Here is a 23,635-nt window from a genome sequence, read left to right as displayed (position 1 = left end):
GGGGATTACCCCCGCCGAAGGCCTGATGGCCCAGGGGTCAACCCCGGGCCCGTCCCCAGCGTCATGATGAGCCGGTCCTCCCCGGGCCCCAGGTAGTCCCTGCGCACCCCTCCCTCGGCGGAGAACCCCAGCGACCGGTACAGCATGATCGCCGCCGCGTTGGCCGGCTCCACGGTCAGCCGCACCTCGTGGACCCGCTCCCGGCGCAGTTGCCGCAGCACCTCCAGCATCAGCCGCCGGCCCAGTCCCCGGCCCCGCTGGTCGGGGCTGACGGCCAGGCTCAGGACCCAGCACACATAGCCGTCCGAGGTGGTGACGAAGAGGACATAGCCATGCAGGCACTCGCCGTCGTCGAGGACGAGGATGCGGTCGCCGTGCACGTCGAAGTGCTGGCGGAGCACGAAGTAGGGGTAGGGGTCGTCCGGGAAGACCTCTCTGTCCACCCGCAGGAGCTCGGGCAGATCGGCCTCGGTGACTCCTCTCATGGTGAGAGGCCGCTCGCCATGGTCGGCGAAGAACGCCTGGTCAGAGCGGCCGCCGGGAAAAGGGAAACGTTCCTCCGGTAGCGCCATCGCCCGCCCCCTATGTGATGGATTGGAGTCACTCATGTGAGTGGGTGCCTGTTGCCCCGCTGTTTCAGGTGCTCGGCCGAGATCCGCCCATCTTGAGCTGGGCGATCCGGCCGTTCAAGACCTGATCGAGTCCAGGAATCCATACGCCACGATGCGCCCCCAGTGCGCCTGGTTTTGGTACCGTGAGTGAATGACCTTGAGACCGTCGGGGGATGCCCAGTTGACCCAGCTGAGGAATGCTGATGTGTCCTGGGCCGCATTCGACCCGATCGCCTACGTCGATCATAACTACCGCGACTTACAGGCAGAGGACGCGGAGATCCTGCACCTGGTCCGGGATCATTTCGGCGATCATTTCCGGAAGCAGGGCGGCGGCCCGGTTTCCGGTATCGACGTGGGCGCCGGCGCCAATCTCTATCCCGCACTCGCCATGATGCCGTGGTGCGAGGAGATCACCCTCTTCGAGCGCTCGCCCGCGAACGTCCGGTACCTCAAGAGTCAGGTCGACTCCTACGACGCGAACTGGGACCAGTTCTGGGACGCCCTGTGCGCGCACGAGGCGTACAACTCCCTTGGCACGGACCCGCGTGAGCGGTTCGGCAAGGTCGTCTGGGTCGAGCAGGGCGACCTCTTCGACCTGGCGCGGTACGAGCGCCGGTGGTCGATGGGGACCATGTTCTTCGTCGCCGAGTCGATGACCACGTCCTACCAGGAGTTCATGCTCGGCGTCGAGCGCTTCATGCGCGCTCTGAGTCCCGGCGCCCCGTTCGCCGCCGCCTTCATGGAACATTCGAAGGGCTATCACGCCGGCGAGCATTTCTTCCCGGCCTGTGACGTGGGAGAATCCGAGGTACGCGCCAGTCTTGAGGGATTCGCGGGGGACTTCAAGGTGCAGCGGCTCGAATCCGCGGCCCAGCTGCGCGACGGATATTCCGGAATGATCGTCGCCTACGGCTGGCGGAATTCGGATGCGCTGACCCCGATCGACTGATCGGGAATCTTCACAACAGAAGAGGGATATTCCTCGACCAATGGCAGGGCGGCCTGTGTGAGGGGCATGGGATGCAGATCAAGCCACGCCAGCATCTGCTGGACATCTGGCAGGCGATCGGCCGCCACTCTTTCGACGGGGGAGAGTGGCAGTGGGGGGAGTGGGGTGGAGCCAGCAGCGTCGCCGACGCGGAGCGGCTGCTCTGCCTGCTGTACCCGGCCACGGAGATCCCCGCCTTCCGGCTGGACGACCCGGACACCACACAGGAGGACGTCCAGCAGGTCCTGAAGAAGGCCGGCGGGCGGCTGGACATCCCGGCCAACCTCGTCACGGCCCTGGCCGAGTTCATGCGGACGCACACCGAGGACAAGAGGCCCACGTTCGCCGGGGGTTACTACTTCGGTGCCCGGGACAAGACCGAGGAACTCACCGAGGAACAGCGCCGGGTCGGCGTGGTCGACTCCTTTTCCATGTCGATCACCCTCTGCCTGGCCACGCTCGGCTTCCTCAAGATCTACGAGACCAGGACCAGGCGCAGCGACGTCAGAGAGACGATCGCCGAACTGCGCTCGGCCACCAGCAACCGGCTCACCGCCGCCATGGTGAGCCTGCTGCGCTCCTTCACCGTCAACGTCTACGACATCGACTCCTCCCAGGGCGAGACCCTCTGCCAGCTCCTCGGCCAGGGACGGCTGTCGCAGCGGCAGGTGCTCAACAAGTTCCAGAACCGCTTCCGCGCACTGCGCGCCGCGATCGTCGAGAGCGTGACCCTCGGCATCGACGTCGAGGAAGGGCTCAAGGACGAGAACCAGCTCTTCGAATGCGGCTGGGCGTGGAGCATGGTGAAGGACGCCCCCGAGATCGAGACCGGCGAAGCCGTCGGGCCGCAGCCCGAGGGCATCGCCAGCCCGGTGCCGTATCTGTACTTCACCGTGGTCGCCCTCGACGGTATCCAGGACCTGTTCTCCGACCGCACCCTCACCCTGGGCCTGCTCAACCCCGAACAGCAGAAGCTGGCCGAGGCGCTCAGGCTGCGGTGGGAGCTGACCCAGCAGTTCTGGTCCGGCATCGCCCGCTTCGACGCCGACCGCTGGCCCCTGGAGGACATTCCCTGGCGTACGACGGTGCAGAAGCTGGAGTCGGAGTACTTCTCCCTCTCCGTCGCAGCCATCCTCGTCCACGACCTGATGCGGCGCCGCGCCACCGACGACGACCTGACCCGCACCGTCGGCATCATGGAACGCCTCGCCGAACGCGGCCGCATCACCAGCCGGATGACCCGCGACGACCCCATGGTCCACGAACTGCACAACGTGGGCGTCAGCCTGCCGCTGCAGGGCAGTGAGCGGCTCGGCCCGCAGATGACGTGGTCCATGACCGACTTCTCGGCCCAGCTGCTGAAGCGGACCGTCCAGCTGTGCACGCTCTCGCGCAACCTCGCCTCGCACGACCGGCTGCTCAGACTCGCCGAGGACGTCTTCGACCACATGTGGCGCCGCCGCATCCGGGACGGCGAGGGCGTCGGCCTGTGGGACAGCGTCCACCACGCCTACCCCGAGGCGGAGATCCACCGGCGCCGGGTGCCGGTGTCCTGGAGCATCACCGAGCGCGTCACCGAGGTCATGGTCCAGGCCTACGCGATGTACCGGCAGCCGCCGATCCGCAGCCTCGAACTCACCGAGCTGGCAAGGGCGTTGCTCAGCGAGTCCGCCCATCTGCTGGGCAACGAACAGATGGAACCCGCGCCCACCGACGCCGGCCGGCACGGGATGCAACTCAGAAACATCGAGGTCAAGTTGCGCCGCGCCCGCAGCCTCGTGGACGAACAGCCGGGTACGGCCTACGCGTTGACGCTCGACGTGCTGGGACAGCTCGACGCGCTCGCCCGGGCCCGCGAAGCCGCGGACCGGGGAGTGTGACACCGTGCTGATCTTCGCCGCCTCCGACAAGGGAGGCACGGGCCGCTCCGTCACCAGTGCCAACCTCGCCTACCACCGGGCGCTGGCCGGGGACGACGTCTGCTACCTGGACTTCGACTTCGGCTCACCCACCGCGGCGGCCGTCTTCGACGTGGCCGACGCCCGGCAGGCCACCGAGGACCGCGGCCTGCACGCCTACCTCATAGGGGAGGTCAGCGAACCGGCCAGGATCGACGTCTGGGCCGACACCGAGCACCAGGTGCTGCGCTTCCCGCCGCCCGGCTGCGGCCGGCTGGTGCTGATGCCCGGCGATGTCAGCGGCGGCGAGTTCGCCACCAGCGACGACAATCTGCGCCGGTGCGTCGACCTGCTGATGACGCTCTACTACGAGTTCGACCTGGTCGTCGTCGACCTCAGCGCCGGCCGCTCCTACGCCGTCGACATGGTCCTGGAGGCCACCGCACAGCCCGAGATGAGCGAGGTCACCGCCCGCTGGCTGGTCTTCCACCGCTGGACCCGCCAGCATGTGGCGGCCGCCGCGAGCCTGGTCTTCGGCAAGCGCGGCATCGTCGCCGGCGGCGTCGACCGCGGCCATGACGAGGAGGCGCTGCGGGGCGCCATCCGCTTCGTACGGGCCGCCGTGCCCGATCCCGAGTCGCCGCTGTGGTCCCAGGTCTCGCCCACCCAGTCGGCGTGGATGCGCAAGACCGACGGCGACCTCAAGCAGCTCGCCTCAACCCACGGCATCGGCTACAGCCAGGTCCTCGGTTCGGTGCCCCTGGAGCCGGTCCTGCAGTGGCGTGAGCAGCTCATCACCGACGAGGACGTGCTCGACAGCCAGATCGCCAACCAGGAGACCTGGCAGGCGCTGAGCCGGCTCGCCGGACGGCTCACCGACGACAAGTACTGGGAGCAGGCGTGAGCGAAGCCGTGTTCCAGGAGACCACCGCGGAGCCCCGCACCCAGTCCGTGCCGCTCGCCCACCTCTCCCTGGAGCTGGGCCACCTCTACATGGAGGACTTCGAGGCCGGGCCGGGGCGGCTGCGCGAGCACTTCGCCGAGGTGCGGATCTGGGTGGACGCCGCCCGCGCCTCCGTCGCCCGCCGCGGCAAGCGCCCGCGTATCAGCACCTGCTTCCTGATCGACGACTACTTCAGCCGCTTCTCCACCCCGGCCGAGCTGATCCCGATGGTGCTGAAGGAGGCCGAGAAGGCCGGTCTGGTCATCGACTACCTGGCCCGCGAGTCGGCCTGCGCGGTCGCCGACCGCGTCGAGCTCGCGGAATCGGTCATGCACCGGCTCGTCGAGTCGCCTCCCCCCGGCAGCTACGGCTCCCGCCCGTCCGTCAGCCAGACCGGCTGGCTCGCCAACGGCCAGCGCACACCCACGGCGTCCCGCAGCGCCCTGGGCCAGGTCAAGGGCTGGGAGCCGCCCCGGGAGACCGCGGCCCGCAACCACTCGGTCTTCATGGACGTTGAGCTGTGGTCGGAGAAGGACGGACGGCGGCTGTGGTCCTGCCCGTTCCTGGCCGCCGTATGGCAGCTGGCCCGGCTGGGGCTGTTACGGCACCTGGGCGAGCCCGTGCTGGTGCCGGCGGACTGGAACGGCGGGGACTTCCCGCAGGACTGGGACCGGCTGCCACCGCTGACCAGGCTCACCGGATCGGCGGCGGCCCCCTTCAGCGCGTACCGCACCTGCACCCTGATGCCGAACCGGTTCCTGGCCGTCGAGGACGCCGTCCGGCTCATCCTCGACCAGACAGACGTCGACGCCGGGGCGCTGCGGCAGGTCGCCGAGCGGTCGGCCCGCGAGGGCATGGCGGTACCGGCGGCGGTCGCCCAGCGCGCCACCTACGTCTTCTACGAGGAGCCCGGCGACTCCTTTGAGGCCGAGGGGGCCTGAGATGACGGCGGCCCACGGACAGCCCACGCGTTCGGTCCTCGCCTGCGGCGAGGTGCGCACCTGTCTGCTGCCGTCCCTCCCGGCGCTGGACGGCCGGGCCGCCACCCAGCTGCTCAGGCTGCGCGCCGACGAACACGTCCGGGTCTCCGAGCGGCCCACCATGTACGCCCTCTCCCCCGAGACCCTGACCGGCGTGGACTGCCGGCTGCCCACCTCCAACGGCACCAAGGTCCGGGGCGTCGGTACGGTCGTCTCCCGCGCGGCGCTGACCGAGGGCCGCCTGCTCCAGTCGACCGCCTACTTCAGCGTCCCGGCGGCCGGCCCGGACCTGCGGCGCCCCTGGGGGCAGTACCTCGTACGGCCGGGCCTGGTCGAGCCCTTCGGCAAGCTGCCCCAACAGGCCGCCGCCGAGGGCGCGTTGCGCGGGGCCGAGCGCGGGGAACTCGACCTGGGGATGATCGCCGAGAGCCTGCTGGCCCAACTCCGCCGCCACGCCCTCCTCGATCGCCGGGTCCCCTTCAAGTCGAGCCCCACCCGGCTGCGTTGGGTCGCACGTCGCATCCCGGCAGGCGAGCGGGCGTCCCTGGCGAACTTCACGCTCACCGAGGGCGGACTGCGGACCATGGAACTGCGGCTGCCGCAGGACGTACCGGTCGCCGCCGCGGCCGGTCTGTGCGAGGATCTCGCCCTGCACGACTGGCTTTTGACGACCGTTCAGCACATGCTGGACAACAGCCGGATCGGTGCCATAGACGGACCCTCGGTGGTCGAGGCACTGCACCCGGTCGTCGTACATCTGCTGCATCTGTGGATGCCGCGCGCGCACGTGGACCCGGCGCTGGGTCACCTGTGGGACGTACTGGAACAGAAACCGGGGTTCTCCCGCCAATGGGAGAACCTGAGCCGGCGCATCAGGGACCGACTGGCCCTCCAGGCCGTAGCGATGCCGAACCAGGCGCTCAGCACGCGCTGAGGGGCGGCACCCGAACCAGAAACCCGACGGGGGATGAGACATGAGTGGAGCGGCATTAGGAACGGGAAGCAACGGGCAGGCGGTCCCGCACCAGGGACAGCGCATGCCCAAGATGTTCTGGCGGATCCTGATCACCGCCGGGGCGGCGGGCGGCGCCTTTCTGCTGACCAGCATCCTGAACCAGGACGACGGGAACATCTGGCAGTGGGTGGCGTCCATCGTCATCGGCAGCGCGGCGCTGATCGTGCAGTACCTGCTGGACTTCGCGGAGCGGTTCGAGAAGGTCGACCGGCGCTTCAACGAGATCCTCGCCGCGACGGAGCTGTTCAGCCAGGTGGACGGCTCGGTGCTCCGCTCCGAAGAGGTGACCCGGCTGGTCCTCGGCTACACCAAGGTCCGTGAACAGGGCAGCGACATCGTGCAGGCCTTCGCCGAGAAGGAGCTGGCCGACCTCGCCAAGCTGATGGAGGGCCTCGCCAAGGGCAGCGAGGACCGCGCGGGCGAGAACCACGAGTGGCTGATCAACATCACCGACTGCGTCAAGATGACCCTCGACGCCACCAGCACGTCCGTGGACCGGGACTTCTGGTACAGCGGGCCCGCGGAGCGGTATCTCGACGCGCAGGAGAAGGCGATCAAGCGGCGGGGCGTGGAGATACGGCGGCTGTTCCTCGTGAAGGAACCGCACGACGTCACCGCCAGCCTCAGAGACCTCTGCGAGCGGCACCGCAGGCGCGGCATCGACGCCCGGATCGCGGTGCGGTCGCAGATGACGTCGAGCCGCAAGGTGGACGACTTCATCGTCTTCGACGGCGAGCTGTGCTACGAGACCGCGCCGGACCAGGAGTCCAACCCGGACGGCACCTGGCTGAGGTGCGAGCCCGAGCACGTCGAGGACCGCGTCAACCAGTTCAACGAACTGTGGGCGGAGGCGCGGGAGCCGGAAGCGGTGCCGAGCGTCCTTACTTCAGAGAGCTGACGAAACCGCTCCACGCGTGAGCGGGGAAGACGAGGACGGGGCTGTCCGAGGCGAGCTTGGAGTCTCGGACGGGGACTGCGCCGGGGACTCCGTCGGCTACCTCGACGCAGTTGCCGCCGTTACCGTCGCTGTAGGTGCTCTTACGCCAGCGGGCGGCGCCTGGGAAGTCGTACGCGACCTCGACGCAGTTGCCGCCCTCGCCGTTGCTGTAGCTGCTCTTGAACCAGCTGGCGTTGCTCAGGTCGTACTCGGGCATCGTCTGTAATCCTCAGCCGCCGACTCGATCAGGGCCAGGGACGCCTTCGGCGACAGCGCGGCGACCCTGAGCAGATCGTATGCGCGCTGTGCCCGCTTCACCACAGCCGGATCGTCAATCAGCGTCCCCGAAAACGACGTCTCTGTATAGGCGACCGGCGGTGCGTCGTCGAAGTCCATGAGCCGCAGGTCCCCGGTCATCGACGCGTGCGCCCCAGCCGCGTACGGGATCACCGTCACCCACACCGTGCGCTCGCGCATCAGCCTCGCGATGTGCTCCAGTTGCTCAGCCATCGTCTCCGGGCCACCCACAGGGATGCGCAGCACGTTCTCGTGCAGGGCCACCCAATACTCCGGCCTTGTAGCGTCCTTGAGGATGTGCGCTCGTTCCAGGCGGGCCGTAACCTTCTCCTCGACGTACTCGTCGGTGACGAACGGGTTCGCCGCGATGGTGACCGCCCGCGCGTACGCGGCTGTCTGCAACAGACCCGGCACCACCGTGGGCGCGAACTCGCAGATCCTCGTCGCCAGCCGCTCCAGCTCCACGACCGCCGCGAAGTAATCCGCGTACCGCTGATCCCTGATGAGCTTCTGCCACAACCGCTCGAAAATACCGTCGGTTTGTAGCACCTCATCAATCCTCTGGGCGATATCCAGCTGAGGCTTTCGAATTGCCTGCTCGAACTGGCCGATATACCCGCCGGAGACGAACACCCGGGACCCCAGTTCCACCTGGCTGATCCCCGCGTCCTCCCGGCGTCGTTTGAGCTCCGTGCCGAAGAACTCCCAGGCCGCCTGCCGTGAACCATTGGCCATGACCAACCCCCTTGCGCTGCCCCGCACTTGTAGCGCCCTTTTGGGGCACAGACTCCTGCCGAGTGTAGGCGTCGCAGGTCAGGATGGAGATGAAAAGAGTGAAACCCAAAAGGGAGGGGAGCAACGTGACGGCACGACACTCGGCGCTCTGCGTCGAAGAAGCGGAGGAAGCAGTGAAGGAATTGCGGGCGGTGCTGGAGAAGGCAGGAATTACGCTCCCGACACTCCGGATCGACCCGGCGAGTCTTGCGCGCGAAGCCCCTTGCCCGCTCGTCGAATTGGGTCGCTGTTCCGTAGCGACCGCGCAGCGCCTGGCGGCGGTGCTGCGATGAAGCCGCCGATCGGGTCGTACGTCGTGGACACCCGCACGGGGAGAATCGGCATCGTGATGGGACATGAGGGGCCGTATGTACAACTGAGACCGTACGGGGGCGGCAAGGAGTGGGACGCCGAGCCGGCGGCCGTACGCAGGGCCACCCCTGCCGAGCGGCTGCGCGCGGCGACGGCGTACGCGAACGCACGCAGCAGGGGTGAGGTTCCTTGACGTAGCGTGTGGCCGGTGTCACGCAGTGCGCTGGTGGGCCGACCGGTGACAGATCACCTCGTGTGAGCGACTGGTCGGCCACCCCGACTGAGCCCGCCGGCTCCGGGCGTACGCGACAATGAAGCCATGAGTCTGTTCCGCGACGACGGCATCGTGCTGCGCACCCAGAAGCTGGGTGAGGCGGACCGGATCATCACGCTGCTCACTCGTGGGCATGGGCGGGTGCGGGCCGTGGCCCGGGGGGTGCGGCGGACCAAGTCGAAGTTCGGCGCCCGGCTCGAACCCTTCTCCCATGTCGACGTGCAGTTCTTCGCGCGGGGGAGTGAGCTGGTCGGGCGCGGGCTGCCGCTGTGCACGCAGAGCGAGACCATCGCGCCGTACGGCGGCGGGATCGTCACCGACTACGCGCGGTACACCGCCGGGACGGCCATGCTGGAGACCGCCGAGCGGTTCACCGACCACGAGGGGGAGCCCGCGGTCCAGCAGTACCTGCTCCTCGTGGGCGCCCTCCGGACGCTCTCCCGCGGCGAGCACGCGCCGCATCTCGTCCTCGACGCGTTCCTGCTCCGCTCCCTCGCCGTCAACGGCTATGCCCCGAGCTTCAGCGACTGCGCGAAGTGCGGCATGCCGGGACCGAACCGCTTCTTCTCGGTGGCCTCCGGGGGCTCGGTCTGCGTCGACTGCCGGGTGCCCGGCAGCGTCGTACCGTCGCCGCAGACCCTGGAACTGCTCGCCGCGCTGCTTACGGGAGACTGGGAGACCGCGGACGCCTGCGAGGCGCGGTACGTCCGGGAGGGGAGCGGGCTGGTGTCCGCCTACCTGCACTGGCACCTGGAGCGCGGGCTGCGCTCACTTCGGTACGTGGAAAAGTAAGGGAGACGAGAAGCACATGGTCGTGAGTGGGATGCTGGGCCGCCGGCGCCGCGAGTACAGGACGCCGGAGCCGCACCCGTCCGGTGCCCGCCCACCGAAGCTCCCCGGTGAGCTGGTCCCCAACCATGTGGCGATCGTCATGGACGGGAACGGCCGCTGGGCGAAGGAGCGGGGGCTGCCGCGCACCGAGGGGCACAAGGTCGGCGCCGAGCGGGTGCTGGACGTCCTGCAGGGCGCGATCGAGATGGGCGTGGGCGCGATCTCCCTGTACGCCTTCTCCACCGAGAACTGGAAGCGGTCGCCGGACGAGGTGCGCTTCCTGATGAACTTCAACCGTGACTTCATCCGCAAGACCCGTGACCAGCTCGACGAGCTGGGGGTACGGGTGCGGTGGGTCGGCCGGATGCCCAAGCTGTGGAAGTCCGTCGCCAAGGAGCTGCAGATCGCGCAGGAGCAGACCAAGGGCAATGACCGGCTGACGCTGTACTTCTGCATGAACTACGGCGGGCGGGCCGAGATCGCGGACGCCGCGAAGGCCCTCGCGCAGGACGTGAGGTCCGGGCGGCTCGACCCGTCCAAGGTCAACGAGAAGACCTTCGCCAAGTACATGTACTACCCGGACATGCCGGACGTCGACCTGTTCCTGCGCCCGAGCGGCGAGCAGCGCACCTCCAACTACCTGCTCTGGCAGAGCGCTTACGCCGAGATGGTCTTCCAGGACGTGCTGTGGCCGGACTTCGACCGGCGCGACCTGTGGCGGGCCTGCGTGGAGTTCGCCTCGCGCGACCGGCGGTTCGGCGGGGCCATCCCGAACGAGGAGCTGCTGGCGATGGAGGGCAGGCAGGAGTAGGCCCTGTCAGAGCCTGCCGCTACGATCACGGCTCGCACCGAAGGAGCAGGGGAGGGGCCGTGATCGAGGAACAGGCTGTGGAGCCGCGAGCGGAGCAGGTCGCGCTGGAGTTCGAGTACCAGCATGCGGACATGGCGGACGGCTTCAGGACGCTCGTGCGCAAGCGGGGGGTGTCCGGTCTCGTCTACCGCCCGGCCTTTCTCGTCGCTTTCGGGCTCCTGGGTGTGGCCCTCCTGGCACTGAAGGTGAGCGACGGCGAGAACCCCGTTGTCGGGGTGATCGTCGTGCTGTGGGCAGTGCTGATGTCCTTCGCACCGCATCTCTTCGCCCGCGCGTCCCTGAAGGCCAACCAGCACCAGGGGCTGATCCGGGTGACGGTGGACGCTGACGGAGTACGGCTCCGCGGCGCCCATGCCGACATGCGTACCGCCTGGGCCAACTACGGCAGCTACGCCGAGTCCGACCGCGTCTTCATCCTGCGCAGCCCTGACCGGGCCGGGCGGTGCGCGATGGTGCTCGTCAAGCGAGGGGCGGCCGACCCGGCGGACATCGACCGACTGCGCGCCCTGCTCGACGGCCATCTGCGGCGCGTGTGACGTTCCGGGCTGGTCAGCCCGGCGGTCACCGCTCAACGCCGGGCCGGGCATTTCAGCCCGTCCGGCGTTTGAGGACAAGGCCCCTTCAGGGCAGAAGCGGGGTCTGGGGGCGCAGCCCCCAGGGGCGCGCACCCTCACTCACCCGCACCGAAGTCGGCTCAGCCCGCGGCGCACTCCGCGCACGTGCCGAAGATCTCCACCGTGTGCGCCACGTTGACGTACCCGTGCTCGGCCGCGATGGCGTCCGCCCACTTCTCCACCGCGGGTCCCTCGACCTCGACCGCCTTGCCGCAGACGCGGCAGACGAGGTGGTGGTGGTGTTCGCCGGTCGAGCAGCGGCGGTAGACGGACTCGCCGTCGGAGGTGCGCAGCACGTCGACCTCGCCCGCCTCGGCGAGGGACTGGAGGGTGCGGTAGACCGTCGTCAGCCCGACCGAGTCGCCCTTGTGCTTGAGCATGTCGTGGAGTTCCTGCGCGCTGCGGAACTCGTCGACCTCGTCGAGCGCCGCCGCCACGGCGGCCCGCTGCCGGGTGGCTCGGCCCTTAACGGGCGGTCCAGCGGTCGTCACCGGTTGCCTCCAAACGTCTGCGCCTTGCCGGGCCATTGTGCCAGCCCGGACTGTGCGCGGTCAGACGCCGACCTTGCCCCCGGTCTCCCGGCTGGCCGGAATCGCACACTCCGCGGGGTCTCCCGTGGGGTGCGCCGCGGCCAGGGCGCGGGCCCTGCGCCGGGCCAGCGGGGCCGCCAGGGCGGTCAGCGCGATGAACGCGCCGATGGTCAGCAGCACGATCGTCGCGCCGGGCGGAACGTCCTGGTAGTACGAGGTCACCGTGCCGCCGATGGTCACCGTGACGCCGATCCCGACGGCGATCGCGAACGTCGCCGCGAAGCTGCGGCTGAGCTGCTGAGCCGCCGCCACCGGCACCACCATCAGCGCGCTGACCAGCAGCAGGCCGACCACGCGCATGGCGACCGTCACCGTCACCGCCGCCGTGATCGCCGTCAGCAGGTTCAGGGCGCGGACCGGAAGGCCGGTGACCCTCGCGAACTCCTCGTCCTGGCTCACCGCGAACAGCTGGCGGCGCAGGCCGAGGGTGACCAGCACCACGAAGGCGGCGAGCAGGACGATCGCCGTCACGTCCGACTCGCTCACCGTCGACAGGGAGCCGAAGAGGTACGAGGTCAGGTTGGCGTTCGACCCGGTCGGCGCGAGGTTGATGAACATCACGCCGCCGGCCATACCGCCGTAGAAGAGCATCGCGAGGGCGATGTCGCCGCGGGTCCTGCCGTACCAGCGGATCAGCTCCATCAGGACCGCGCCGAGGACGGAGACCAGCGTCGCCATCCACACCGGCGACCAGGAGAGGAGGAAGCCGAGGCCGACGCCGGTCATCGCGACATGGCCGATTCCGTCGCCCATCAGGGCCTGGCGGCGCTGGACGAGGTAGATGCCGACGGCCGGGGCCGTGATGCCGACCAGCACCGCGGCCAGCAGCGCCCGCTGCATGAAGTCGTAGTTCAGGAAGTCCATCAGCTCAGCAGCCCTGTTCGGATCGGCTCGGCGTCGTGGGCCGCGTGCGGGTGTACATGGTCGTGGCCGGGCAGGGCGTGCTGGCCGACCGCCTTCGGGGGCGGGCCGTCGTGCACCACACAGCCGTCGCGCAGGACGACCGCCCGGTCGATCAAGGGCTCCAGAGGGCCCAGTTCATGCAGGACGAGCAGGACGGTCGAGCCCTGGGAGACCTGCTCCCTGAGCGTCTGTGCGAGCACCTCCTGGCTGGCCAGGTCCACGCCCGCCATCGGCTCGTCCATGATCAGCAGATCCGGCTCGGGAGCCAGCGCGCGGGCGATGAGCACCCGCTGGTGCTGGCCGCCGGACAGGGCGCCCACCGAGTCCTTCGCCCGGTCCGCCATGCCGACCAGGTCGAGAGCACGTCGTACGGCCTCGTGGTCGGCCTTGCGGAAGAGGCCGAAGCGGGTGCGGGACAGCCGGCCCGAGGAGACGACCTCGCCGACCGTGGCGGGCACACCGCCCGCGGCCGTCGTGCGCTGCGGGACGTAGCCCACGCGGTGCCAGTCCCGGAACCGGCGCCGGTCCGTGCCGAACAGCTCGATCTCGCCGGAGCTGACCGGCACCTGGCCGATGACGCTGCGCACGGCGGTCGACTTGCCCGAGCCGTTGGCGCCGAGCAGCGCGACGACCTCACCGCGGTGCACGGTGAGGTCGATGCCCCTCAGGACGGGGCGCGAGCCCAGCTCGGCGCGTATGCCGCGCAGGGAAATGACGGGCTCGGTCATGCCGCCCTCCATAGGGTTGGTCACTTGGCTCCCAGGGCCGTCTTCAGGGCCGTGAGGTTGGCCTCCATGACCTCGAAGTAGTCGTCGCCCTTGGACTTGTCGGTGATGCCCTCAAGCGGGTCGAGGACGTCCGTCTTCAGGCCAGCGTCGTCGGCGAGGGTCTTCGCGGTCTTGTCGGACACCAGTGTCTCGTAGAAGACGGTGGTGACGCCGTCGGCCTTGGCCTCCTGCTGGAGCTCCTTGATCCGGGCCGGGCTGGGCTCGCTCTCCGGGTCGAGGCCGGAGATGGCCTCCTGGGTCAGGCCGTAGCGCTCGGCGAGGTAGCCGAAGGCGGCGTGGTTGGTGAAGAAGACCTTGCTCTTGGTGTTCCGCAGGCCGTCCTCGAACTCGGTGTTGAGGCCGTTGAGCTTCTTGACCAGCGCGTCGGTGTTCTTCTTGTAGTCGGCGGCGTGGTCCGGGTCGGCCTTCTCGAAGGCCGCGCCGACGCCCTTGGCGACCTCGGCGTACTTCACCGGGTCGAGCCAGACGTGCGGGTCGAGGGCGTGCTCCTCCTCTTCGGAGTGCCCCTCCTCCGCGGCGTGGCCCTCCTCGGCGTGCGCCTCCTCGCCCCCGTGCTCGTGGCTGTCCTCAAGGCTGCCGTGGTCCTCCAGCTTGGTGAGCGTGGCGGCGTCGATCTTGGTCTTGACGCCGGACTGCGTGACGGCCTCGTCGACGGCCGGCTGCAGGCCCTTGAGGTAGAGCGCCGCGTCGGACTCCTCGATCTGCGCCCGCTGCTGGGCGCTGACCTCCAGGTCGTGCGGCTCCTGGCCGGGCTCGGTCAGGGTGGCGACCTTCACATGGTCGCCGCCGATCTGCTCGGCGAGGAACTGCATCGGATAGAACGACGCGACGACGTCGAACTTCTCCGTGTTGCCCGCGGCCGCGCTGTCGGAGGAGCAGGCGGAGAGGGTCCCGAGACCGAGGGTGGCGGCGGCCGCGACGGCGATCCCGGATATGTGCTGTCGTCGTACGTTCATGACACTCATTTTCAGCAAAGATGGAAACCATTGTCAACAAAGCGATCAGGTGCACCGATTTGGTTGAGGGGGAGCCCCCGCCGGTACCCTGAAGCATTCGCTGTGAAGCGCCTCGCTTCGTCGCCCGTCGTCGTAATGAAGAGAGCACCGTGGCCGCCGACAAGATCGACACCATCGTCAGCCTGAGCAAGCGCCGTGGCTTCGTATTCCCCTGCAGTGAGATCTACGGCGGCCAGCGTGCCGCCTGGGACTACGGGCCGCTGGGTGTCGAGTTCAAGGAGAACATCAAGCGCCAGTGGTGGCGCTACATGGTGACGTCGCGCGAGGACGTCGTCGGTATCGACTCGTCCGTCATCCTGGCCCCCGAGGTGTGGGTCGCCTCCGGTCACGTCGCCACCTTCACGGACCCGCTGACCGAGTGCACCTCCTGCCACAAGCGCTTCCGGGCCGACCACCTGGAGGAGGCGTACGAGGAGAAGAAGGGCCGCGCCCCGGAGAACGGCCTGGCGGACATCAACTGCCCCAACTGCGGCACCAAGGGCCAGTTCACCGAGCCCAAGCAGTTCTCGGGTCTGCTCTCCACCCACCTCGGCCCGACGCAGGACAGCGGATCGATCGCGTACCTGCGTCCGGAGACCGCGCAGGGCATCTTCACCAACTTCGCCCAGGTGCAGACCACCTCGCGCCGCAAGCCGCCGTTCGGCATCGCGCAGATGGGCAAGTCCTTCCGCAACGAGATCACTCCCGGCAACTTCATCTTCCGCACCCGCGAGTTCGAGCAGATGGAGATGGAGTTCTTCGTCAAGCCGGGCGAGGACGAGAAGTGGCAGGAGTACTGGATGGAGCAGCGCTGGAACTGGTACACCGGTCTCGGCCTGCGCGAGGAGAACATGCGGTGGTACGAGCACCCGCAGGAGAAGCTCTCCCACTACTCCAAGCGCACCGCTGACATCGAGTACCGCTTCCAGTTCGGCGGCAGCGAGTGGGGCGAGCTGGAGGGTGTCGCCAACCGCACCGACTACGACCTGGGCGCCCACTCGAAGGCTTCGGGCCAGGACCTGTCGTACTTCGACCAGGAGGCCGGCGAGCGCTGGACCCCGTACGTCATCGAGCCCGCGGCCGGTGTCGGCCGCACCATGCTGGCCTTCCTCCTCGACGCCTACGTCGAGGACGAGGCGCCCAACGCCAAGGGCAAGATGGAGAAGCGCACCGTGCTGCGCCTGGACCACCGCCTCGCCCCGGTGAAGGTCGCGGTGCTCCCGCTGTCCCGCAACCCGGAGCTGTCCCCGAAGGCCAAGGGGCTCGCGCAGGCGCTGCGCCAGCACTGGAACATCGAGTTCGACGACGCCGGTGCGATCGGGCGCCGCTACCGCCGCCAGGACGAGATCGGTACGCCGTACTGCGTGACGGTGGACTTCGACACGCTGGACGACAACGCGGTGACCGTGCGTGAGCGGGACTCCATGAAGCAGGAGCGCGTGTCGCTGGACCAGATCGAGGGTTACCTGGCCGGGCGTCTCATCGGCTGCTAGGCGGTTGTGCCGGGTCGGCGTCTGCCTGGCTCGTGTGGTCGGCCGAGTGCGGGTTCTCTGTGGCTGGTCGTGCAGTTCCCCGCGCCCCTGAGGGGGTTGCGGGGAATCTGCGTTTCACAGGTCCAGGTCGGCGTAGAGGGCCGCGTGGTCGGAGGCCGCGTTGGTCTTCGACGTCACGCTGTTGAAGGACTTGATGCCGTCGGCGCGGATTCCGCGGGTCTCCAGGCCCACGTGCTGCACCTTGCTCCACAACTGCGGGGACAGCATCAGATAGTCGATCTTCTGCCGCGGCGAGTCGCACTCCCCGAAAGTGCCGGGCAGCCCCTTGTAACCGGGGTGGCTCATCACGTCCTGCAGGCCGGTGGCCAGGAGAGCGTCGATGGGTTTGCTGCCGGGGGAGTCGTTGAGGTCTCCGGCGACCACCACGTGCGGGGAGCGTTCCAGGGCGGCCTCGTAGATCGCCGCGACCCGCTCGGCCTGGGCCTCCCGCAGCTTTGGGTTGTCGTTGCTCTTGCTCTTGAGGTGGTTGCCCAGGAGCCACAGGGGGTTCTTGCCGGCGTCGATCTCGATCTCGAACTCGGGGCAGTCGCGGCTGAACAGCGGATTCCCGGATCCGTCGGGGTGGGGGTCGAAGATGTGCGGCCGTACGGACCTGATCGGGTAGCGGCTCAGGACGCCGATGTCGATGCCACGGATGTCGTTGCCGTCGATCAGCATGCTGTAGGGATACGGCTTCCCGCCGGCCGAGCCGCCCACGATCTGCTCGTTGAAGCGCTGGAGGGTGAGGCGGTCCTCGACCTCGACCGCGAGCAGGATGGCGGCGTCGACCTCGACGACCACCTTGCCGGTGTTGCGTACGGCGTCCCCGTCGAGGTCCTCCCGCACGAGTTCCGCCCAACCGGCCCAGTTCTTGCGGCCGTTGGCGAGGATCCGCACCTCGAAGTCGGCCGACCCCGGCCGCCCGGACGTCTGGAAGAGCCTGGCGCCGCCCCCGCGGGTCTGGTTGATGAAGATCGGCGGAGGGTCCTCGGGGTCCGTCCGGTAGGCCTCGTGCTTGGCGATGAGCTCGGCGATCCGGAGCTTCTCGTCCCTCTGATAGGTCGTCAGGTCGAGCAGGGACACCAGCTCGGCGAAGTCGGCCAGGATCCGGCGGCGCCGCTCGACGTCCGGGAGAACGAGGGCTTTGGGGCGGCGGAAGAGGTTCTCCGTGTTGAAGGTGGCGATACGGATGGTCATGGCGCCTCCTCTGCGGTGGCGCAGGGGCGTCCGCGGCCGGGGCAGGCGCCACCGGGGGCTGCTCGCCGACACTTCGATTCTCGGGGCGCCGCGCACCCGTGTCGAACGGAGCGGTGATTGGTCCCCTTGCCCGGTGGCCGATTGGCCCTGTGGCCGAGGGCGCGGTGGCGCCAGGGTGACGGGCATGAGCATCGCCTTCCTCCTCACCACCCTCGTCGTGGTCGCCACCCCCGGCACGGGCGTCGTCTACACACTGGCCGCCGGACTGTCCCGCGGCCGGCGCGCGAGCGTCGTCGCGGCCTTCGCCTGCACGCTCGGGATCGTGCCGCACATGCTGGCCACCATCACCGGCGTGGCCGCGCTGCTGAACGCCAGTGCCGCCGCGTTCCAGATCCTCAAGTACGCCGGTGTCGCCTACCTCCTCTACATGGCGTGGGCGACGCTGAAGGACCGGGAGGCGATCACCGTCGAGCAGGAGAGCGCGCCCCTGTCCGCGGGGCGGGTCATCGTCCAGGGCGTGCTGATCAACCTCCTCAACCCCAAGCTGACGATCTTCTTCTTCGCTTTCCTGCCGCAGTTCGTGAGCCCGGGCGAGCCACACGCGCTGCCACGCATGCTGGCCCTGAGCGGGGTGTTCATGCTGGCGACGTTCGTGGTCTTCGCGGCGTACGGCATCCTGGCCGCGTCCGTGCGCAGCCACGTCACCTCCCGGCCGAGGGTGATGACATGGCTGCGGCGGAGTTTCGCGGGGTCGTTCGTGGCGCTGGGAGCGAAGCTGGCGTTCACCGCCCGTTAGCGGGTGAGCGGTCTCAACGGCCCTGCAGGGCCTTGAGGTTGTCGCCGAACGTCCAGTTCTTCGAGCCGTCCCAGTTGATCGACCAGGTCATCAGGCCCTTGAGTGCGGTGCCGTAGTGCCGCCAGGCCTGGGCGACGAGGGGCGGTGACATATGGCCGCCGCCCGCGCCCGGCTGCGCGGGCAGGCCCGGCACCTGCTTGTCGTACGGCACCTTGATCGTGGTGCCCTGCACGACCAGGCCCTTGTTGAGGCAGTCGGTCTGGGCGACGAAGCCCTCGACGGTGCCGGCGGAGTAGGAGTCGCCGGAGCAGCCGTACATGCTGCCGTTGTAGTACTGCATGTTGAGCCACCACAGGCGGCCGTTGTCGGCGTACTTCTTGATGATCGGCAGGTAGGCGCCCCAGATCGAGCCGTAGACGACGCTGCCGCCGGTGACGTACGCCGTCTCCGGGGCCATGGTGAGGCCGAAGTTCGAGGGCATCTGCGCCAGTACGCCGTCGATGATGCGGACCAGGTTGGCCTGGGACGTGGACAGCCGGCCGATGTTGCCGCTGCCGACCAGGCCCGTCTCGATGTCTATGTCGATGCCGTCGAAGTTGTACTTCTTCAGGATCGGGACGATCGTCGCGACGAACCGGTCCGCCACGGCCGTCGAGCTGAGGTCGATGCCGGCCGTCGCGCCGCCGATGGAGAGCAGGATCGTCCGGCCCGCCGCCTTCGCCGCGCACATCTCCGCGGGCGTGGCCACCTTCACGCCCGTGTCCATGCCGTCCTCCCACAGCGCGGTGCCGTCGGAGCGGATGACCGGGAACGCCGCGTTGATCACGTTGTAGCCGTGCGCGCCGATGCGGGAGTCGGTGATCGGGGTCCAGCCGAAGGGCGGGTGGACGCCGTTGGCCGCGCCGTCCCAGTTCTCCCAGTAGCCCTGGAGCACCTTGCCGGCGGGCCGGGACTTCACGGCGCAGGTGTCGGCGGCGGAGGCGGTGGGGGCGAGGGCGATCGACAGCGGGGCGAGGCAGACGGCCGCGAGGGCGGCGGCGAGCAGGCGCAGTCTCCTGCGGATCATGCGGGGCCTCCCGGTGGGGGTCGGTGAGGTGTCGTAGGCATGACAGTTGCGCGGTCCAGACCTTTAGTCAATAGGTCTGGACCAATTGCTGTGCTCGCTTCAGCGCCTCGATGCGGGGGTCCGTCTGACAAATGACAGCTGACAGATATTGAAATCTGTCAGCTGTCATGTCATGGTGGATGCCATGACGATGCACACACGCACTCTCGGAACCACCGGCCCCCACGTCTCCGCTCTGGGCCTCGGCTGCATGGGTATGTCCGGCATGTACGGTGAGTCGGACGCCGCCGAGTCGATCGCCACCATCCACGCGGCCCTGGAAGCCGGGGTGACCCTGCTCGACACCGGCGACTTCTACGGCATGGGCCACAACGAACTGCTGATCGGCCGGGCGCTGCGCACCGCCCCCGCCGCCCTGCGCGAGAACGCGCTGCTCAGCGTGAAGTTCGGCGCCCTGCGCGACCCGGACGGCGGCTGGTCCGGCTTCGACGGCCGCCCGGCCGCCGTGAAGAACTTCGCCGCGTACTCCCTCCAGCGCCTCGGCGTCGACCACATCGACGTCTACCGCCCCTCCCGGCTCGACCCGGACGTGCCGATCGAGGAGACCGTCGGTGCGATCGCCGAACTGGTCGAGAAGGGCTGGGTCCGGCACATCGGGCTCAGCGAGGTCGGCGCCGACACCATCCGCCGGGCCGCCGCCACCGCTCCGATCGCCGACCTGCAGATCGAGTACTCGCTCATCTCCCGCGGCCCCGAGCGGGAGATCCTGCCCACCCTCCGTGAGCTGGGCATCGCCGTCACCGCGTACGGCGTACTGTCACGGGGGCTGATCTCCGGCCACCTCACGGGCAGCCGGCAGTTCGCCACGAACGACTTCCGGGCCCACTCGCCCCGCTTCCAGGGCGAGAACCTCCAGCACAACCTCACGCTGGTCGAGTCCCTGCGCAAGATCGCCGAACAGAAGGACGTCACCGTCGCTCAGATCGCCATCGCCTGGGTGCTCTCGCGGGGTGAGGACATCGTGCCGCTGGTCGGCGCGCGCACCCGTGAGCGGCTCGGCGAGGCGCTGGGCGCGCTGGACGTGACCCTGGACGCGGCCGACCTCGCCGCCATCGAGGACGCCGTACCGGCGGACGCGGTGGCCGGCGAGCGGTATGCGGCGGAGCAGATGGCCATGCTCGACAGCGAACGATGAACACCGTGCCAGGTACCGTCTAGGCATGTCACCGACCTCCGAGACCCTGACCGCCGAGCGCATCCTCGAAGCGACCGAGGAGGTGCTGCGCCGCCACGGCCCGGCCAAGGCCACCGTGGTGGACGTGGCCCGCGCGCTCGGCGTCAGCCATGGCAGTGTCTACCGGCACTTCCGCACGAAGGCGGCGCTGCGGGAGGCGGTCACGAAGAGGTGGCTGGACCGGACGTCCGAGGCGCTGTCCGGGATCGTCGCCGCCGAGGACCGGGACCCGGAGACCCGGCTGCGCGACTGGTTCACGGCCCTGTTCGACGCCAAGCGGCACAAGGCGGGCGACGACCCCGAGCTGTTCGCCACCTACACGGTGCTGACCGACGAGAACGGCGACGTGGTGGGCGCCCATATCGCCGACCTGACCGGCCAGCTGACCCTGATCGTCCGCGCGGGCGTCGACGCCGGCGCCTTCCATGCCGCGTCCCCGGAAGCGACGGCCCGCGCCCTGTTCCAGGCCACGGGGCGCTTCCACGACCCGGGTTACGCCCGGGCGTGGGAACAGCCGGGTGTGCAGGAGGAGTTCGAGGCCGTGGTGGATCTGCTGGTGCGGGGCCTGCGGCAGTAGCTCTCAGCGCTGCGGCACGAGCTGCACCCGGATGTCGTCCGCGTACGGCAGGACGATGGTCTGGTCCCGGCCGAGTTGCCACTGCGGGGTGACCAGGAACAGCCGTCCGCCGGACGCCAGCAGCAGCCTGAAGCCCCGGTAGCGGTGGCGGTACACCCGCCCGCTCTCCCCGGGCTTCCCGAGAGGGGTCGCGGTCACGCCCGTCGGCAGTCCCTCCAGCGGTTCCTTGGTGTCGACGACGACCTCGGGGCGGCGCTGGAGGGCGGTCACGTCCTCCTCGCCCCGGCCCCTGCCGTACGCCCACGCCAGCTGCGTCGACGCCCAGAACAGCCCGGCCACGGCCAGCGCGAGCACGCACATCACCGCGTTCCTGGCCATGTGCTGCGACAGCAGTGGGCGTCCGCGCTGGCGGCCGTAGATCCAGACCCCGTACGCGACCGCCGCCGGGCCGAAGGCCAGGGCCAGGGGCACGATGCCGAATCTCACGCTCGTCTCGGAGCTGTGGACGAACATGCCGATGAGCGCCTCGCCGATCAGGAGGAGGCCGACGAGCGCGAAGCCGTACGCGAGGAAGGCGGCGGCGGACGTGTTGTCCCCCGCGTCGCGGGACAACACCCAGCTGACGAGGACGTGGATGGCGGCGAGCGCCAGAACGCCGAGGAAGATCATCGCCGCCGGCACGAAGACGACTTCCATGCCGTCCAGCATCAGGCCCTGGTTGGACCGGCCGGTCATGTCCACGTGGACGCCGAAGTAGTCGTATCGCGCGCGCGTGGCGACGTAGCCGAAGTAGATCAGCAGCGCGGTCGCCAGCGTCGTCGGACCTAGTGCCTCCGCGATGCGCCGGACCCGGGCGGAGACGGGCTGGCCAGGGGGCTCGGCCGTCATCACTCCTCCGGAGCGGCGGAGGTGGTTGTGGTTTCGGGGTCCGGCGGGTTGTCGGGCTGGGGCGGATCGTCGGGGTCGTCGGGCTGGGGCGGGTTGTCGGGGTCGGGGGTGTCGGTCGTAGGTGTGGTGGTGGTCTTGGTGCCCTCGACGAAGATGTTGGCCTCGACGGAGGAGTTGGCGCTGATCCGCACGGGGTTCTCGGGCGTCGGTGGCGGACCGCCCGCCTGCAGGGCGTACTTGCAGGGGTCGGTCGTGGCGTTGTCGCAGAGGAAGCTGAAGGTGGCCTCCGCCTTGATCGTGTAGTCCCCCTGCTGGACGTCCGTCGGGAAGACCGTGCCCGCCTCGCACTCCCCGTCCTGGACCAGCCGGGCGCCGTCGCAGGAGACGGTCTTGGGGCAGTGCGCCGCGTTGTTGGAGCTGAGCGCCGGCTTTTCCGGTCCGTGGGTCACGGTGAAGGACACGCTCTGGATCTGTGCGACAGTGCCGTAGGTGTTCATGAACCGCACACAGCCGTTGCCGTCGTCGGAGCCGTCGAGGCGTGGACCGTTCACATGAATCGACCGCTCACCCCCTCCGGGCGTCCTGCCATCGCCCGGCGTCCTGCCATCGCCCGGCGTACGGCCCCCGTCCCCGGTCGCGCTCCCCGACGTCTCCCCGGATCCCGTCGTCGCTCCGTCCGTGGCACCTGAAGTCGCCGCGGTACCGGTCGTCCGCGTGTCCCCGTCCCCCGCCTGGTCGCCCCCGGTGGTCGCGGACCTGACCAGCCACACGACCCCGAGCACCGCGACCAGACCGAGGATCGTGGCCATCACACCGAGGCGGGTACGTGAAGGGGGCATATTCGGACGATAAGGGCGCGTTTCAGTACTTTCCTCCTGGGTTACTCCACGGCGGTACGAACACCGGGCGAAGGACAGCCAGTCGTCGGCCCTGGAGACCGGCCCACGGCCGCCCGAATGGAGTGCCGGCATCCTGTGAGGAGGCCCTGGGGGTCGGAGGCCGTGTGGTACAGCCATGCCGCGCCCGGGTGGTACAGCAGCGGCACCGGGGCGAGCCTGGCCTGCCAGGTGGCCGGGGCGGTCGGGCCAGGGCCGCAGGGCGGGGCCGTCCGTTGCACCTCCAACATGGCCCCGACGGCCGGAGCGACTGGTCGGACGGGAGGAAGCCCCAGCCCGGGCGGGAGTCGAGCGGGTCCGCCGCGGTCATCGGGCGGGTCCGCCGGTGGTCATCGGGCGGGCTGCCGGGTCACGTCGTCGGCGGGGCTGAGGGGAGTGCGCGCGACCGTCGGCTTCGTCGGCTCCGGGAGCCGCTCCTCGGCCGGCGAGTCCAGCCCGACCAGGCCGTCCTCCGCCGGCGTCGGCACCCCGGCCGCGTGCGGCCTTGTGCGAAGTGGTCGTATGCCCTGCGCCTCCGTCGGTCGCTAAGCCTCGGTGGGGTTCACCGTCGCCTGATGTGCCTCCGCCAGATGTTCCTCCGCCTTCAGCCACGGCAGGAACTGCGCGCCCTTGCGCCAGCCGCAGGTGTCGCATCTGACCGTGCGCTGCGCGCCTTTGCGTTGCACCCGTACGACGTGCTCCCGGCCGTGTTGGTCCCAGCGGCTCACCTTGCTCGTGTTGATCTCCAGCATGACGCCTCCAGCGTCCGAGGACATCGAGTCTGCCTGCGCAGCAAGGAGTGTGCAGCAAGACCAACATCAACAGGGGATCCGGCCCCGCGAGTTG

General features: G+C 69.2%; 28 protein-coding genes. 15 read left to right on the top strand and 13 right to left on the bottom strand.

Annotation, left to right across the window (positions count from 1 at the left end; all coding sequences use genetic code 11):
* Window positions 1-5: 5 nt before the first annotated feature.
* Window positions 6-485 carry a GNAT family N-acetyltransferase gene (locus tag AQI70_RS04355; protein WP_244181443.1) on the bottom strand — a complete coding sequence of 160 codons (480 nt, stop codon included), beginning with the start codon at window positions 483-485 and terminating at the stop codon, window positions 6-8.
* Between the two features lie 277 nt (window positions 486-762).
* Between AQI70_RS04355 and AQI70_RS04350 the strand changes: the two genes are divergently transcribed.
* The 6 genes from AQI70_RS04350 to AQI70_RS04325 all read left to right on the top strand — a co-directional run bounded on the left by AQI70_RS04350 (window position 763) and on the right by AQI70_RS04325 (window position 7,336).
* Complete coding sequence (locus AQI70_RS04350) at window positions 763-1,563, top strand: SCO2525 family SAM-dependent methyltransferase (protein ID WP_062144317.1); 801 nt, start codon at window positions 763-765, stop codon at window positions 1,561-1,563.
* 71 nt (window positions 1,564-1,634) lie between these two features.
* Window positions 1,635-3,482, top strand: a complete 1,848-nt coding sequence (locus AQI70_RS04345) for an SCO2524 family protein (protein ID WP_062144314.1) — start codon at window positions 1,635-1,637, stop codon at window positions 3,480-3,482.
* Window positions 3,483-3,486: 4 nt separating this feature from the next.
* Window positions 3,487-4,404 (top strand): SCO2523 family variant P-loop protein, encoded by a 918-nt coding sequence (locus AQI70_RS04340; RefSeq protein WP_004001416.1) that lies wholly within the window; start codon window positions 3,487-3,489, stop codon window positions 4,402-4,404.
* Window positions 4,401-5,384: an SCO2522 family protein gene (locus tag AQI70_RS04335; protein ID WP_062144311.1), complete on the top strand. Its 984-nt coding sequence runs from the start codon at window positions 4,401-4,403 to the stop codon at window positions 5,382-5,384. Before AQI70_RS04340 ends, AQI70_RS04335 begins: the two co-directional genes overlap by 4 nt.
* Before the next feature lies 1 nt (window position 5,385).
* Window positions 5,386-6,357, top strand: a complete 972-nt coding sequence (locus AQI70_RS04330) for an SCO2521 family protein (protein WP_062144308.1) — start codon at window positions 5,386-5,388, stop codon at window positions 6,355-6,357.
* Window positions 6,358-6,460: 103 nt separating this feature from the next.
* Entirely contained in the window at window positions 6,461-7,336 is an 876-nt protein-coding gene (locus AQI70_RS04325) for a DUF6879 family protein (protein WP_244181441.1), read from the top strand.
* Here the strand turns inward: AQI70_RS04325 and AQI70_RS04320 are convergent.
* Both AQI70_RS04320 and AQI70_RS04315 read right to left on the bottom strand, forming a co-directional pair.
* The gene (locus tag AQI70_RS04320) at window positions 7,320-7,592 is read right to left on the bottom strand and encodes a DUF397 domain-containing protein (RefSeq protein ID WP_062144300.1); all 273 of its coding nucleotides are present in this window, start codon (window positions 7,590-7,592) and stop codon (window positions 7,320-7,322) included. The genes AQI70_RS04325 and AQI70_RS04320 overlap by 17 nt on opposite strands.
* Window positions 7,574-8,407, bottom strand: a complete 834-nt coding sequence (locus AQI70_RS04315; RefSeq protein ID WP_062145072.1) for a helix-turn-helix domain-containing protein — start codon at window positions 8,405-8,407, stop codon at window positions 7,574-7,576. The genes AQI70_RS04320 and AQI70_RS04315 overlap by 19 nt, the downstream gene beginning before the upstream one ends.
* A gap of 125 nt (window positions 8,408-8,532) precedes the next feature.
* On the opposite strand from AQI70_RS04315, the gene AQI70_RS37010 reads away from it, so the two are divergent.
* The 5 genes from AQI70_RS37010 (at window position 8,533) to AQI70_RS04300 (ending at window position 11,270) form a co-directional block, all read left to right on the top strand.
* Complete coding sequence (locus AQI70_RS37010; RefSeq protein WP_078504263.1) at window positions 8,533-8,739, top strand: hypothetical protein; 207 nt, start codon at window positions 8,533-8,535, stop codon at window positions 8,737-8,739.
* Window positions 8,736-8,951: a hypothetical protein gene (locus tag AQI70_RS37005; RefSeq protein ID WP_004001422.1), complete on the top strand. Its 216-nt coding sequence runs from the start codon at window positions 8,736-8,738 to the stop codon at window positions 8,949-8,951. The genes AQI70_RS37010 and AQI70_RS37005 overlap by 4 nt, the downstream gene beginning before the upstream one ends.
* Window positions 8,952-9,077: 126 nt before the next feature.
* Window positions 9,078-9,824 carry a DNA repair protein RecO gene (gene recO / locus AQI70_RS04310; RefSeq protein WP_004001430.1) on the top strand — a complete coding sequence of 249 codons (747 nt, stop codon included), beginning with the start codon at window positions 9,078-9,080 and terminating at the stop codon, window positions 9,822-9,824.
* Window positions 9,825-9,840: 16 nt separating this feature from the next.
* Window positions 9,841-10,674 carry an isoprenyl transferase gene (locus tag AQI70_RS04305; RefSeq protein WP_062144297.1) on the top strand — a complete coding sequence of 278 codons (834 nt, stop codon included), beginning with the start codon at window positions 9,841-9,843 and terminating at the stop codon, window positions 10,672-10,674.
* Window positions 10,675-10,733: 59 nt separating this feature from the next.
* A complete protein-coding gene (locus AQI70_RS04300) occupies window positions 10,734-11,270 on the top strand; it encodes a hypothetical protein (protein WP_062144294.1) in 537 nt (178 codons plus the stop codon).
* 158 nt (window positions 11,271-11,428) lie between these two features.
* Here AQI70_RS04300 and AQI70_RS04295 read toward each other — a convergent pair whose 3' ends face one another.
* From AQI70_RS04295 to AQI70_RS04280, 4 genes are read right to left on the bottom strand one after another with little or no spacing between them, the layout of a single operon-like run.
* Window positions 11,429-11,839: a Fur family transcriptional regulator gene (locus tag AQI70_RS04295; protein WP_062144292.1), complete on the bottom strand. Its 411-nt coding sequence runs from the start codon at window positions 11,837-11,839 to the stop codon at window positions 11,429-11,431.
* Between the two features lie 60 nt (window positions 11,840-11,899).
* Window positions 11,900-12,802 (bottom strand): metal ABC transporter permease, encoded by a 903-nt coding sequence (locus AQI70_RS04290; RefSeq protein ID WP_062144289.1) that lies wholly within the window; start codon window positions 12,800-12,802, stop codon window positions 11,900-11,902.
* Window positions 12,802-13,569, bottom strand: a complete 768-nt coding sequence (locus tag AQI70_RS04285) for a metal ABC transporter ATP-binding protein (protein ID WP_062145069.1) — start codon at window positions 13,567-13,569, stop codon at window positions 12,802-12,804. The genes AQI70_RS04290 and AQI70_RS04285 overlap by 1 nt, the downstream gene beginning before the upstream one ends.
* A 20-nt stretch (window positions 13,570-13,589) precedes the next feature.
* On the bottom strand, window positions 13,590-14,585 hold the full coding sequence (locus AQI70_RS04280) for a zinc ABC transporter substrate-binding protein (RefSeq protein ID WP_062144285.1): 996 nt from the start codon (window positions 14,583-14,585) through the stop codon (window positions 13,590-13,592).
* Window positions 14,586-14,734: 149 nt separating this feature from the next.
* Between AQI70_RS04280 and AQI70_RS04275 the strand changes: the two genes are divergently transcribed.
* Entirely contained in the window at window positions 14,735-16,117 is a 1,383-nt protein-coding gene (locus AQI70_RS04275) for a glycine--tRNA ligase (RefSeq protein WP_004001437.1), read from the top strand.
* A gap of 114 nt (window positions 16,118-16,231) precedes the next feature.
* On the opposite strand, the gene AQI70_RS04270 is transcribed toward AQI70_RS04275, so the two are convergent.
* Entirely contained in the window at window positions 16,232-17,353 is a 1,122-nt protein-coding gene (locus AQI70_RS04270; RefSeq protein WP_062144281.1) for an endonuclease/exonuclease/phosphatase family protein, read from the bottom strand.
* A 184-nt stretch (window positions 17,354-17,537) separates the two neighbouring features.
* Here AQI70_RS04270 and AQI70_RS04265 point away from each other — a divergent pair, with 184 nt between their 5' ends.
* The gene (locus tag AQI70_RS04265) at window positions 17,538-18,149 is read left to right on the top strand and encodes a LysE family translocator (protein WP_062144278.1); all 612 of its coding nucleotides are present in this window, start codon (window positions 17,538-17,540) and stop codon (window positions 18,147-18,149) included.
* 13 nt (window positions 18,150-18,162) lie between these two features.
* Here AQI70_RS04265 and AQI70_RS04260 read toward each other — a convergent pair whose 3' ends face one another.
* Window positions 18,163-19,215 (bottom strand): chitinase, encoded by a 1,053-nt coding sequence (locus AQI70_RS04260; protein WP_062144275.1) that lies wholly within the window; start codon window positions 19,213-19,215, stop codon window positions 18,163-18,165.
* A gap of 184 nt (window positions 19,216-19,399) precedes the next feature.
* On the opposite strand from AQI70_RS04260, the gene AQI70_RS04255 reads away from it, so the two are divergent.
* Window positions 19,400-20,410: an aldo/keto reductase gene (locus tag AQI70_RS04255; RefSeq protein WP_062145068.1), complete on the top strand. Its 1,011-nt coding sequence runs from the start codon at window positions 19,400-19,402 to the stop codon at window positions 20,408-20,410.
* A 25-nt stretch (window positions 20,411-20,435) separates the two neighbouring features.
* Window positions 20,436-21,026 (top strand): TetR/AcrR family transcriptional regulator, encoded by a 591-nt coding sequence (locus AQI70_RS04250; protein ID WP_062144272.1) that lies wholly within the window; start codon window positions 20,436-20,438, stop codon window positions 21,024-21,026.
* A 3-nt stretch (window positions 21,027-21,029) separates the two neighbouring features.
* Here the strand turns inward: AQI70_RS04250 and AQI70_RS04245 are convergent, their stop codons facing one another.
* The 4 genes from AQI70_RS04245 to AQI70_RS04235 form a co-directional block, all read right to left on the bottom strand.
* On the bottom strand, window positions 21,030-21,914 hold the full coding sequence (locus AQI70_RS04245; RefSeq protein ID WP_244181440.1) for a hypothetical protein: 885 nt from the start codon (window positions 21,912-21,914) through the stop codon (window positions 21,030-21,032).
* On the bottom strand, window positions 21,914-22,753 hold the full coding sequence (locus AQI70_RS04240; RefSeq protein WP_159042607.1) for a hypothetical protein: 840 nt from the start codon (window positions 22,751-22,753) through the stop codon (window positions 21,914-21,916). Before AQI70_RS04240 ends, AQI70_RS04245 begins: the two co-directional genes overlap by 1 nt.
* A 386-nt stretch (window positions 22,754-23,139) precedes the next feature.
* Window positions 23,140-23,277 (bottom strand): hypothetical protein, encoded by a 138-nt coding sequence (locus tag AQI70_RS38950; protein WP_159042606.1) that lies wholly within the window; start codon window positions 23,275-23,277, stop codon window positions 23,140-23,142.
* A 57-nt stretch (window positions 23,278-23,334) separates the two neighbouring features.
* Window positions 23,335-23,541 (bottom strand): hypothetical protein, encoded by a 207-nt coding sequence (locus AQI70_RS04235; RefSeq protein WP_062144263.1) that lies wholly within the window; start codon window positions 23,539-23,541, stop codon window positions 23,335-23,337.
* Window positions 23,542-23,635: the final 94 nt, after the last annotated feature.

It is taken from the genome of Streptomyces curacoi (genome assembly GCF_001513975.1).
Taxonomy (GTDB): domain Bacteria; phylum Actinomycetota; class Actinomycetes; order Streptomycetales; family Streptomycetaceae; genus Streptomyces; species Streptomyces curacoi.
The sequence above is the reverse complement of the archived record's forward strand: the minus strand, read 5'-3'. Positions and strand labels throughout refer to the sequence as shown.